Source organism: Bacillus sp. CCB-MMP212, assembly GCF_022748145.1.
GTDB classification, from domain to species: domain Bacteria; phylum Bacillota; class Bacilli; order Bacillales; family Bacillaceae_G; genus Bacillus_A; species Bacillus_A cereus.
In genome coordinates, this window is the sequence record NZ_JALDQE010000005.1 from 173136 (window position 1) to 185675 (window position 12540).

Consider the following 12540-nt stretch of genomic DNA (forward strand, 5'->3'; position numbering starts at 1 on the left):
AATTTCCTAATGGGGGTTAGTGTGTGAAGTACATTGAAATTGGAATCGGGAATAAGTGGTTTGTTCGAACGGAAACTGAAAATAAAGATGGAACTGAATTTGAAGAACGAGGAATTATAAAACCTATTTATTTTGAGTCTTTATATGTACGAATTTGGTTTCGGAAAACGTGTTTTATTTTTGATACGAAAGAAGGGTTTAAAAAAACTAAGAAGAGGAGGATTGAATATAAATTTATAGTTGGAATTGTAAGTAGAATAAATAAAGAAAAAGTGTGCTGATATACGTTATTATATTGACCAGGAAATTCTTTGGACTTATATCAAATTCATAAAAAGCAATTTTACTAAATATAAATTGTTAATACAACCACTAAAAATTATTATCAAGACCTAAAAGCTAAAAATCTTTAAAAAATAAAGGTGAGCGCATATTAGTCATGTATAATATGTACTCACCTTTATTTTCTTGTTCAAAGCACCCGTTAGTTACTCATGGAACATGGAATAAAGTGTGGTATTGATTTAAAATAAAGTTTGATAATTTATAAAAAAGATTGATAAAACCCTGTATTAATATAAGGTTTTTTTTGCCCCTTAAATTTCAGTTGTATTGTTCAATTAAAGGGGGAAATTTCCCCATTTTTTATACCAGCTTAACGTTGATTCGGGAATATTGAACTTCGCTACCTGCTAATTGAATTCTACTTCATCTGGAGACCTTTAAATTAAAATGTTTCCTTTCTTCTGACAGACTTATTAAATTTCGAAAACAATCAATTCAATCATCTTTTCGTATAGAAAAACTTATTAAGAAACATGCACTAGAAAAAATATAAATCATATATAGGAGATATCCCGTTTGAATGCTTGAGGAGGATATTATGAAACCTATGTTACCTAGTGAAAAATATTTCGGTAATTTAGAACTAGTTTATGCATTTTATGGGGCTATGCCTACAGGTGTTACTGTTTCAGAAACCGGTCGTATTTTCATTTGCTTTCCGAAATGGGGAGACGATGTTAAATTTACGGTGGCGGAAATTTTTGAGGATAAATTGCAGCCTTATCCTAATTTACAAACCAATTTGGTTAACCCCGAGAATATCCCAATGACTTTCATCAGTGTCCAAAGTGTAGTTGCTGATGGAAGGGGAACGCTTTGGATATTAGATACAGCGGCACCCAATTTTTCTGAACCTATTAAAGGGGGGGCAAAATTAGTCGCTGTTGATTTAGAAACCAATACAATAAGAAAAGTATATACCTTTACAGAAGATGTTGTCCTGCCTACAACTTATCTGAATGATGTCCGTTTTGATTTTCGTGTTGGAAAAGCAGGTTATGCCTATATAACGGATTCTTCTTCAAGAGGACCAGGAGCTATTATCGTCGTAGATTTATCAAATGGAAACGCGTTTAGACGGTTAAATGGAGCAAATTCAACTTCACCCGATCCCTATTTTTTACCGAAAGTAGAAGGTCAAATTTTAATGAATCGAAACAAAGACGGTTCAACTTCTCCATTTAGATTGGCGTCTGATAGTCTTGCGATTTCTCCTGATGGAAAGATATTATTTTTTGCTCCACTAACCAGTCGGCATTTGTTCTCGATCTCAACAGAAGCCCTGAGAGACAGAACGATATCGGACATGAATTTACCTTATCATGTGGAGTATTGGGGAGAAAAAGGTGCGTCTGATGGAATGATCACTGATGCAAAGGGAACTGTTTATGCTGGAGATTATGAAAACAACAGTATCCGTAAGATATTGCCAAATGGCATAATGGAAACTATTGCACATGATCCGAGAATTTTGTGGCCGGATACTTTTTCAATTGGTCCGGATCAATATTTGTATGTCATTGTGAACCAATTACATCGACAGCCTAGATTTCATTATGGAAAAGACTTACGACAGAAACCTTATAGTTTACTTCGTATCAAAATTGATGAATTTCCTGCTCCGACCTTTTCATAATAAAAATAGTCAATTAATTGTTTTCATTGATAGAAAATGATCAAACTTTTTTATAAAATCAAAACATAAACCTGCTGGATAAGAATCCATTTTGATCAATCTTTTTCAAAATGGATTCTTTTTATTTACCATAGAATACGGGTTAACACGATATTTTTAATCAAACTTTATTTTAAAATTACGAAGAAACTCATGAATGTTTTAAAAAATATGGTGAAGTAGTAATACCCGAACTTATGAGTGAAATTAATGAAAAGTTAAAATGGGATGTTGTTAGTTATGTAGATCATAAGGAGTATGCTTTATGGCCACTACTAAAATATTTTAAAAAGATAATTAAACAAGATTCACAAGAATGGAAAACGCGAGGTTTAGAACTGTATAAATTATCTAGTGTAGCAGATATAAAGGGGAGTAATTTTCTTATCCTTTCTATATAGAAATTGCTATTGGTATTATTATACAATAGGTGTCAGAAAATACAGTTGTTTATTATTGGAGTGGGAGAGAATTATATGTCGATGTCGCTATATTATAAAAAAATCCGTGAGCAATTAGGCCATGAACTAATTCTAATACCGAGTGTAGCTGCTGTTATAAAGAATGGGCAGGGAGATATTTTGTTTCAATATCCTGGCGGGGAATACTGGAGTTTGCCAGCTGGAGCAATTGAGCCTGGAGAAACTCCAGAAGAAGCGGTAGTTCGTGAAGTGTGGGAAGAAACGGGTTTGAAAGTGCAAGTAAAAAAACAAAAAGGGGTATTTGGAGGGGAAAGGTTCCGTCATATATATCCGAATGGCGATCAAGTAGAATATATTGTTGTTGTGTTTGAATGTGAAATTACTAGTGGAAAACTGAAATCGATAGATGGTGAATCTTTAAAACTACAATATTTCTCATTTTCTGAAAAGCCTACTTTAGCGCTACCATACCCAGATAATATATTTTTATAGATGTAAAATAACACACCTTCCTTATTGAAGGTGTGCTATTTATATAACCCGGTCGTATACATCTCCGTTAACGTATACACAATTTCCTCTAAGTTAATCTTTTTATCATTTTGCGTAATAGTCCAAAGAAACGATTCATTCATCGCGAACCAACCGCGTGCTACAATCTCTTTATTTAAATTAGGTTGTGCTAATCCACTTTCTTGAGAGTAAGTAATATCCTGTTTAATGCTTGTTATAAAACGTTCCCGAATCTCATCCCATTTTTGCCGTATTTCTCTTGATAATCCTATCGCTTCCTCTACAACTTGCAAAATAGCGCGTTCTTCATTTGCTAATTGCAGGAATGCTCTAACTTGATTTTGGATCATTATACGTGCTTCCTCTTTTGTTTGTGGAGAAAAAGAGAGCTCAGCAATATTATAAAATTGATTCATAACATCTTCCATTAAACTAATTAGGAGATCATCTTTGTTTTTGAAGTATACATATGCTGTTCCATAACCAGTTTCTGCATGTTTAATAATTTGTGTAATTGTCGTTTTTTGAAATCCATTATTTATAAAAATAGTGTAACCAGAGTGTAATAGTTTCTTCTTCGTTTCTAAGGAGCGGTGTTTTCTTGATGAAAGAGTAGAGTTTTTCAAAGAATCACCTCTTTATACTGAAATATCTGAAAATATAACTGTATTGTAAAAGAAGTTCATATATAAAGTCAACTGACACAATATCATTGACGTTGTATCAATTATGGTGATATATTTCAATTAGTTAGAATAAAAAGAAAATTAAGAGAAGGTGACACCATGTATAAAGAACCATTTCAACCAACTTATGAGTATGCGCTTGAATGTGATAAACATGATGAACTGAAAGATTTTCAAACTGAATTCTATAAAAAAGAAGGTACTATATATTTAGATGGAAACTCATTAGGGCTACTTTCAAAAAGAGCAGAGAAATCATTACTTACGTTGCTAGAATCTTGGAAAGAGTATGGCATTGACGGCTGGACAGAAGGTGAGCACCCGTGGTTTTTCCTTTCAGAGAAATTAGGTAAACTTACAGCCCCTCTTATTGGAGCTTTACCCGAAGAAACTATTGTAACCGGTTCTACGACTACGAATATACACCAAGTTATTGCGACGTTTTATGAACCAAAAGGAATACGTACAAAAATACTTGCGGATGAATTAACTTTCCCGTCAGATATTTATGCACTTCAAAGTCAAATTCGTCTAAAAGGATTAGACCCAAATGAACATCTAGTAAGAGTGAAAAGCCGAGATGGTAGAACACTTTCTGAAGAAGATATTATTTATGCGATGGAAGATGATATCGCTTTAATTTTATTACCTTCTGTTTTATATAGAAGTGGTCAAATTCTGGATATGAAACGTTTAACAACGGAAGCTCATAAACGCGGCATTCATATCGGATTTGATTTATGCCATTCAATAGGATCTATTCCGCATCATTTCAAAGATTGGGATGTCGATTTTGCTGTTTGGTGCAATTATAAATATTTAAATGCAGGACCGGGTGGCGTTGCAGGAATTTATGTAAATAATAAACATTTCAATAGACTACCAGGGTTGTCTGGATGGTTTAGTTCTAGAAAAGATAAGCAGTTTGATATGGATCATACATTAACAGCTGCTGATCATGCAGGTGCTTATCAAATTGGTACACCGCACGTTTTAAGTACAGCACCATTAATTGGTTCACTTGAAATTTTCAAAGATGCTGGTATTGAACGTTTACGTGAGAAATCTTTACATATTACGAGATACATGCTGAATTTAATTGGACATGAATTAAAAGATTTCGAATTTACAATTGGAAATCCATTAGAGGATGAAAAACGAGGTGGGCACATTTATTTAGAGCATGCAGAAGCAGCACGTATATGTAAAGCACTAAAAGCAAATGGAGTAATTCCAGATTTTAGAGCGCCAAATGGGGTGAGACTTGCGCCGGTCGCTTTATATAACACATATGAAGAAGTGTGGAAATCTGTACAAATATTAAAGAAAATTATGAAAAATGAAGAGTATAAGCAGTTTGAAAATAAGCGAGAGGTTGTGGCATAAATATGAAAACATCAGAGTGGATTGATATTTCACAACCGCTAAATAATAATATTGCAACGTGGCCAGGAGACACACCGTTCTCGTATGAAGTTTCATGGTCAAAAGAAGATAGTGGCTCGGTAAATGTCGGAAAGTTAACGATGAGTATTCATACAGGCACTCATATTGATGCACCATTTCATTTTGATAATGATGGAAAGAAAGTATTGGATTTAGATGTTCAAGTTTATGTTGGTCCAGCACGGATTATTGACGTTTCTAATTTTGAAAGCATCGGGAAAAAGGAATTAGAAAGCTTTCATTTAGAAGGTGTAGAACGATTATTATTACGTACATCTTCACATGGAAAAGCTGAAGAATTTCCAGATGTGATCCCTCATTTACGTGCAGACATAGCACCTTTTCTTTCAGAGAAAGGTATTCGTTTAATCGGAGTAGATGTACCATCAGTTGATCCGCTAGATGATAAAGAATTAGCAGCGCATCATCAATTATTTAAACATGGAATTCATATTTTAGAAAATGTCGTACTAGATCATGTAGCAGACGGTGATTATGAACTTATTGCATTACCACTTGCATTAACTGATGCAGATGGAAGTCCAGTTCGAGCCGTTATTAGACCAATATAAGTAGAATCATATAAAAGGGGCGTTTGGCTAATATGAAAGAAAATGAAAAAGTAATTATGGAAAAAGGGATTCATACGGATTTTAAAGAGAATATGACGTATGGGGAGTATTTACAATTAGATAGTTTACTATCTTCTCAAAAAAGATTATCGGACCATCATGATGAAATGTTATTTATCGTTATTCACCAAGCAAGTGAGCTTTGGATGAAGCTCATTTTACATGAGCTAAATGCGGCGATTGAATCTATTAAACAAGATAAATTACAACCAGCTTTTAAAATGTTAGCACGTGTATCAAAAATTCAGTCTCAAATTATTCAATCTTGGGATATTCTTGCGACATTAACACCATCAGAATATATTGAGTTTCGTGATTCACTCGGTCAAGCTTCAGGTTTTCAATCGTATCAATATCGTATGATTGAGTATGCACTTGGCTATAAAACGCCACACGCATTAAAAATTTATGAAAAGGATCCAGAATTACATGCACGACTTCATAAAGCGCTACATGCACCAAGTCTATATGATGTCGCGATTCAAGCATTAGTAAAAGAAGGATTCCCTATTCATAAAGATGTGTTAAACCGTGATATTACGCAGCCTTATGAAGAAGATGCAACAGTAGAAGCAGCATGGTTGGAAGTGTATGCGGATGTGAAAAAATATTGGAATTTATATCAGCTTGCTGAAAAATTGATTGATATTGAAGACTGGCTACAACAATGGCGTTTCCGTCATATGAAAACAGTAGAAAGAATTATTGGACATAAAATGGGAACAGGTGGATCCTCCGGTGTTTCTTATTTAAAACGAGTACTTGATCAACAATTCTTCCCAGAGCTTTGGAATGTTCGTACGAAATTATAAAAATAAACCTGTCAGTTCATTATGGCTGACAGGTTTATTTTTATTTGAGCACAATTATGTTTAAAATGAAGGAACAAGATATAATAAATGGAGTAACTATATAAATGGAGGTAAAGTTTTTGGATTTCAAGCAACTAGAAAATAAATTCGAAAAGAAAAAAGTGAATACATTTCTTGTTTATCAAAAAGGGGAATTAACAACTGAGTACTATAAAACACCTGAATGTGCAAATAACTTATATAAAATAAATTCGATTACAAAAAGTATTGTATCTTTATTAATTGGTATTGCAATTGATAAGAGCTATATAAATGATATACATACATCGATTACAGAGTGGATTGAAAATGTACCTGGGGAAAAACATGATTTGACGCTTTATCACTTATTAACAATGACTACTGGTGAGGATTGGAAAGAGTTTGGAAATGGAGTAGTATTCCCAAATGACTTTGTAGAATCAGAGAACTGGGTGCAGTACATATTAGAAAAGCCAATAATTGAAGAACCCGCTACAAAAATGAATTATAATTCAGGTTCTTCTCATTTACTGAGCTATATTATTCAAGAAGCTACTGGAATGTCGACAGAGCGGTTTGCAAAGAAATATTTATTTGATCCATTAGAAATTAACGAATACGAGTGGCAACAAGATCCGCAAGGTATATATGTCGGCGGCTTCGGTATGAAAATGAAATCTACCGATTTATTAAAATTAGGAAAGTTATGTTTGCAAAATGGATATTGGAATGAAAAAGAAATTGTATCAGCGAAATGGTTAGAAGAGTCAAGTAGGGCTCTATTTGAAACATATGAACATGTCGGTGCATATGGATATCACTGGTGGGTATTAGATAACGGAAGATTTCACATACCGTATTGTATATATTTTGCTATGGGATACGGCGGACAATACATCGTTATCATTCCTCAGTTAGAAATAGTAGCTATTATAAGTAGTCATATGCCAAAACGTGGGCTTGTTCCATTAAAACTATTTATTGAGCATGTACAGGGAAATTCTAATTATATATAAGAAAAGGAGGGAATGTATGAAGGATGAAAAAATTTTATCTTTATTTAGATTATGTTTAAGTCTTCTAGTGTGTAGCGCCATTGTTACGCAATTCATAATTAGGGCACAAGTGAAGCCGTTTAATCCAGTTAACTTTTTTAGTTTCTTCACCATTGAAAGTAATATTTTAGTTGCATGTATTCTCCTTTTAAGCAGTATCGGAACAGCTACATTTGGTCGCTCAGAACAGTTTAGTATACTTCGTGGTGCGGCAACGGTATACATACTTACGACAGGACTCGTTTATTTTTTGTTACTAAGAGGGTTAGAAGAGTCACTTCAAACGGCAATACCATGGGTAAATACTGTGCTACATTATATCATGCCGATTGCAATGCTTTTAGATTGGATTTTAAATCCACCTATTAAGAAAATCACTTGGAAACAAGCTGCAAGTTGGCTCTTATTCCCGTGTTTTTACGTTGTATATAGCTTAATACGTGGTCCAATCGTGAATTGGTATCCATATCCGTTTTTAGATCCGAGAATAGGTGGATATGGTAAAGTACTTTTATATAGCATAGGGATAGCTGTAGTAATTGGCGCTATTTGTATATTGGTAAGATTTTTAGGGAATCGAAACTTTAGGAAAGAATTTTAGAAATGCAAGGAACCCCACTGTTTCCATTTTTAACAGTGGGGTTTCATTTTATCCCGCATTAACGGGCAGCCCGATTGGTGAGGGCTGATTAAAGTTTCACTTTATCTACTCGTCTTCTGAAACGACAACTTTATAAATTTCTCCGTCTTCGTTTCAAATTCTACATCAACAAAAACACCATATTCTTTTCCATCTTCACGTAACCACAATTTAAATTTTTCAACAGTTATTTGAATTGTTTTTGGTTTTCTACCTATATGAAGATAGTCAATAATTTCTGCTTTTGGGTATTGTTCTTTCGTCTTTTCTACGGCAAGTTTACCCCATTTGGCATACGGCGGCTGCGCATGAACAATTGATGAGCCTGTATATATATTTGAACATGTTGTTAGGAACAGAATGACGAGTGCGACACGTTTTAACGATTTCTTCATGATGAACTCCTTTCATCCTTTTTTTATATTGTTTACATATTTTTTCAACGATATTAGTTTGGATTTTTTTGTCTTCTTTACATAAAAGCGAGGCTTTTACAAAACATAACCAAGAAATCATTTCCGTAATTAAGGAGGGAAAATTATGCGCCAAAAAGCTATTTTTAAAATAGCAGTTTTACTTGCGTTCATAGGACTGTCTTTAATGGTCAGTAGTATACAACTAAAGAATGTAGAAGCTTTTTCTAATCAAGTTATTCAAAGAGGAGCATCTGGCGAAGATGTCATTGAACTGCAATCTCGTTTGAAATATAACGGATTTTATACGGGAAAAGTGGATGGTGTTTTCGGATGGGGTACATACTGGGCACTTCGGAATTTTCAAGAGAAATTCGGATTACCCGTTGATGGTTTAGCTGGAGCTAAAACGAAGCAAATGCTCGTGAAGGCAACGAAGTATGACAAGTCAACTGCTAATAAAGGGACGACAACGAATAAAGGAAATAGCGGCGGAACTGCACAAGAGAATAAACCACCTCAAAATAAAGGGACAAATGTTCCGAACGGTTATTCTCAAAATGATATTCAGCTTATGGCAAACGCAGTATATGGAGAATCACGTGGTGAACCGTATTTAGGACAAGTTGCAGTAGCTGCCGTTATTTTGAATCGTGTTACAAGTGCGTCATTCCCAAATACTGTTTCAGGTGTAATCTTTGAGCCTAGAGCATTTACAGCGGTAGCCGATGGACAAATATATTTAACGCCAAATGAAACAGCAAAAAAAGCAGTTTTAGATGCGATTAACGGATGGGATCCAACAGGAAATGCTTTATATTATTTCAATCCAGATACTGCGACTAGTAAATGGATTTGGACTCGTCCACAAATTAAAAAAATCGGTAAACATATTTTCTGTAAATAGAGCGGAGGTGGGACAATGTTACGAGGTATTATCATTGTATTATTAACAGTCGGTGTAGTAGGAACAGGCTATTGGGGCTATAAAGAGCACCAAGAGAAAAATGCGGTTTTAATTCGAGCGGAAAATAGCTACCAACGTGCATTCCATGATTTAGCATACGAAGTCGATTTATTACACGATAAAATTGGCACAACACTTGCGATGAATTCACGATCATCTTTATCACCTGCATTAGCGGATGTATGGCGTTTAACATCTGAAGCTCGCTCAGATGTAGGACAACTTCCTTTAACATTAATGCCATTTAATAAAACGGAAGAATTTTTAGCGAATATCGGTGATTTCAGTTACCGTGCAGCCATTCGTGATTTAGAAAAAGAGCCGTTAAATGAGCAAGAATATAAAACGCTACAAACTTTATATTCAAATGCAGGAAATATACAAGATGAACTAAGAAAAGTACAACATCTTGTTTTGAAAAATAATTTACGCTGGATGGATGTAGAAATGGCACTTGCATCAAATCGTGATCCAGCAGATAACACAATTATTGATGGATTGAAAACTGTAGAGAAAAACGTAACATCATATTCTTCTACAAACTTCGGACCGACCTTTACAAGTGCGCAAAAAAATAAAAAAGGCGGATTTGAAGCGGAAGGAAAGGCAATTTCTAAAGATGAAGCGGCGAAAATTGCCAAATCGTTTTTGAATTTAAAAGGAAATGAAAAAGTAGATGTAGAGAAAAGTGGAAAAGGTGCGAAAGAATCCTTCTATAGTGTGAAAATTAAAGATGAAGCAACGAACAATGAGTTCTATATGGATATTACCGGAAAAGGCGGATATCCAATTTGGGTTATGAATAACCGCGAAATTAAAGAACAGAAAGTTAGTTTAAACGATGCAGGTAGTAAAGGTTTAAAATTTTTAAAGGACCATAAGTTTAATAATATGGAGCTTTATGATAGCTCACAATATGATAATGTTGGTGTATTTACGTATGTAGTAAATGAAAATGGAGTACGAATTTATCCAGAAGCAATCCAAATGAAAATTGCTTTAGATGACGGTTCTATCGTAGGGTTCTCCGCAAAAGAATATTTAGCGTCACATCAAAAACGAACAGTTCCATCGGCAAAGCTAACTGCAGCAGAAGCAAGAAAGAAAATCAATCCGGATGTAAAAGTAATGGAAGAACGTAAAGCTGTAGTAGTTAATGATTTGCATAATGAAGTACTTTGCTATGAATTTGTAGGTACTTTAGGAAAAGATACGTACCAAATATTCATTAATGCTAATAGCGGGGCCGAGGAAAAGGTAAAGAAAATGCAAGCTGTTGAAAAAATTTATGATTAAACCTTAAAAGTGAAGTGGTGAAAATAATGAAAACTCTAATATATATATTAATGCTTTGCTTCGTTATAACTGGATGCAGTATTGGAACAAAAGAAAACCCAAACGAAAAGCCGGAACAAAAAAATGTTTCAATGAAAAATGTTAATTATACGAATAAATCAAATAAACCAAATGAAAAAGCGGCAGATCATTTAGCATCTTTAGCAGCAAGTGTGCCAGGTGTGAATGATGCGACAGCGGTCGTTGTTGGAAAATATGCTATTGTAGGTATAGACGTAAAAGCAAAACTTGATCGAACTCGTGTTGAATCAATTAAATATTCTGTTGCAGAAAGTTTAAAAAATGACCCTGACGGTGCTAATGCAGTCGTTGTAGCAGATGTTGATACGTATGAACGCCTCAAACAAATCGGAAAGCAAATTAAAAAAGGAAAAACAGGTGAAGGTATACTAGATGAATTAGCGGCTATTGTGGGACGAGTAATGCCACAAGTTCCAAATGATATGATTGAAAATCGAGAAACGAATCCAATTAAAGATAATGATAAACAATTACCAAAAGATGAAGAACAAGAGTTAAGAAAAGAACAGGATGATCAATCAAATAATCATTTGAATAAATGAAATTAGCCTCGTACTTAATTGTGCGAGGTTTTTAAGTATAATATTAAATATTCAGTTTATTTTTAAGGGAATATATGGTTTAATTATGATGGGAGGGACAACTGTTATGATGAAAAAAAGCGCATGTATATTGTTTAGTTTATGCTTAGGTTTCAGTATGACAGCGTGTGAAAAGAGAAAAGAAGTGAAAAATCAAACAGCAACTTTCTTCTACTGTGATGGAAAGGCAACAGAAAGAATCTATCAATATAAATCATTTCTCGAACATAAATGAAGGAATGACTTATACAGAAGTGAAAGATTTAATTGGTTTTGAAGGGGATTTACTTATAGAAGAAGGGGTAGAACATTCTACACAAATTAAACAAATTTTTGCTTGGAAAGGAAACGATCCAAATTCATTTGTTGAAATTACCTTTTTAGATGGAAGAGTGCATTCAAAAGCACAGCAAGGTATAAGTTAATAAGCTAAAAAATGGGAGAGTTTAGCATGAACATACACACAGGGGAAATTCAATTAGTTCCGTATAAGGAGAAATATAAAGAAGTTATACAAACATTTACTTTACCAAGTGAACAAGTTCAGTTTACAGCAGATCCAAGCGCATTACTGGAAAAAGCAAAAAGTGATCGTACAAAAAATGTGATTGTTATTTTAGATTACAATAGGGTACCGGTGGGTCTTTTCGCATTGGAAACGGGAGATAGAGTAAAGGAGTTCACAGATAATGAGGATGCTTTACTTTTAACATCCTTTTCTTTGTCTATTAATCACAATAGACAAAGAAAAGGATTCGCTAAAAAGTCATTGTTATTATTAGAAGAGTTTGTAAAACGCTATTTTCCAATAAAAAATGAAGTGGTACTTGCTGTGAATGAAAGAAATATTCCTGCACAAAATTTATATGCAAAAGTGGGCTTCGAGGATAAAGGTTTTAGAAGAATGGGACCAATTGGCCAACAAATAATAATGCATTTACCTATAATGAAATAA

14 protein-coding genes and 1 pseudogene are annotated in these 12540 nt (G+C 34.1%); 13 read left to right on the forward strand and 2 right to left on the reverse strand.

Annotated features, from left to right (window positions below; all coding sequences use genetic code 11):
• The first annotated feature begins 23 nt into the window (after nucleotides 1–23).
• From MRP26_RS15640 to MRP26_RS15650, 3 genes are all read left to right on the forward strand, one after another.
• Nucleotides 24–281, forward strand: a complete 258-nt coding sequence (locus MRP26_RS15640) for a DUF3977 family protein (protein WP_053564256.1) — start codon at nucleotides 24–26, stop codon at nucleotides 279–281.
• 602 nt (nucleotides 282–883) lie between these two features.
• Complete coding sequence (locus tag MRP26_RS15645) at nucleotides 884–1981, forward strand: L-dopachrome tautomerase-related protein (RefSeq protein WP_069355723.1); 1098 nt, start codon at nucleotides 884–886, stop codon at nucleotides 1979–1981.
• Between the two features lie 515 nt (nucleotides 1982–2496).
• Complete coding sequence (locus tag MRP26_RS15650) at nucleotides 2497–2934, forward strand: NUDIX hydrolase (RefSeq protein ID WP_000062938.1); 438 nt, start codon at nucleotides 2497–2499, stop codon at nucleotides 2932–2934.
• Between the two features lie 35 nt (nucleotides 2935–2969).
• Here the strand turns inward: MRP26_RS15650 and MRP26_RS15655 are convergent, their stop codons facing one another.
• Nucleotides 2970–3581 carry a TetR/AcrR family transcriptional regulator gene (locus tag MRP26_RS15655; RefSeq protein WP_053564258.1) on the reverse strand — a complete coding sequence of 204 codons (612 nt, stop codon included), beginning with the start codon at nucleotides 3579–3581 and terminating at the stop codon, nucleotides 2970–2972.
• A 159-nt stretch (nucleotides 3582–3740) separates the two neighbouring features.
• Between MRP26_RS15655 and kynU the strand changes: the two genes are divergently transcribed.
• The 5 genes from kynU to MRP26_RS15680 all read left to right on the forward strand — a co-directional run bounded on the left by kynU (nucleotide 3741) and on the right by MRP26_RS15680 (nucleotide 8208).
• A complete protein-coding gene (gene kynU, locus MRP26_RS15660; RefSeq protein ID WP_053564259.1) occupies nucleotides 3741–5027 on the forward strand; it encodes a kynureninase in 1287 nt (428 codons plus the stop codon).
• Nucleotides 5028–5029: 2 nt separating this feature from the next.
• Nucleotides 5030–5659, forward strand: coding sequence for an arylformamidase (gene kynB / locus MRP26_RS15665; protein WP_078400576.1), 630 nt, complete (start codon nucleotides 5030–5032; stop codon nucleotides 5657–5659).
• A 32-nt stretch (nucleotides 5660–5691) separates the two neighbouring features.
• Nucleotides 5692–6531 (forward strand): tryptophan 2,3-dioxygenase, encoded by an 840-nt coding sequence (gene kynA, locus MRP26_RS15670; protein ID WP_000661957.1) that lies wholly within the window; start codon nucleotides 5692–5694, stop codon nucleotides 6529–6531.
• Nucleotides 6532–6650: 119 nt separating this feature from the next.
• On the forward strand, nucleotides 6651–7568 hold the full coding sequence (locus tag MRP26_RS15675; RefSeq protein WP_069355721.1) for a serine hydrolase domain-containing protein: 918 nt from the start codon (nucleotides 6651–6653) through the stop codon (nucleotides 7566–7568).
• A 16-nt stretch (nucleotides 7569–7584) separates the two neighbouring features.
• Nucleotides 7585–8208: a Pr6Pr family membrane protein gene (locus MRP26_RS15680; RefSeq protein WP_071732135.1), complete on the forward strand. Its 624-nt coding sequence runs from the start codon at nucleotides 7585–7587 to the stop codon at nucleotides 8206–8208.
• 101 nt (nucleotides 8209–8309) lie between these two features.
• On the opposite strand, the gene MRP26_RS15685 is transcribed toward MRP26_RS15680, so the two are convergent.
• Nucleotides 8310–8642 carry a DUF3889 domain-containing protein gene (locus MRP26_RS15685; protein ID WP_029442516.1) on the reverse strand — a complete coding sequence of 111 codons (333 nt, stop codon included), beginning with the start codon at nucleotides 8640–8642 and terminating at the stop codon, nucleotides 8310–8312.
• A 145-nt stretch (nucleotides 8643–8787) separates the two neighbouring features.
• Between MRP26_RS15685 and sleB the strand changes: the two genes are divergently transcribed.
• The 5 genes and pseudogenes from sleB (at nucleotide 8788) to MRP26_RS15710 (ending at nucleotide 12540) form a co-directional block, all read left to right on the forward strand.
• Complete coding sequence (gene sleB / locus MRP26_RS15690; RefSeq protein WP_001249053.1) at nucleotides 8788–9567, forward strand: spore cortex-lytic enzyme; 780 nt, start codon at nucleotides 8788–8790, stop codon at nucleotides 9565–9567.
• 15 nt (nucleotides 9568–9582) lie between these two features.
• Entirely contained in the window at nucleotides 9583–10923 is a 1341-nt protein-coding gene (gene ypeB / locus MRP26_RS15695) for a germination protein YpeB (protein ID WP_016081334.1), read from the forward strand.
• A gap of 26 nt (nucleotides 10924–10949) precedes the next feature.
• Nucleotides 10950–11546 (forward strand): YhcN/YlaJ family sporulation lipoprotein, encoded by a 597-nt coding sequence (locus MRP26_RS15700; RefSeq protein WP_000854060.1) that lies wholly within the window; start codon nucleotides 10950–10952, stop codon nucleotides 11544–11546.
• A gap of 106 nt (nucleotides 11547–11652) precedes the next feature.
• Nucleotides 11653–12010, forward strand: a pseudogene (locus MRP26_RS15705) (hypothetical protein).
• 11 nt (nucleotides 12011–12021) lie between these two features.
• Entirely contained in the window at nucleotides 12022–12540 is a 519-nt protein-coding gene (locus MRP26_RS15710) for a GNAT family N-acetyltransferase (protein ID WP_242806293.1), read from the forward strand.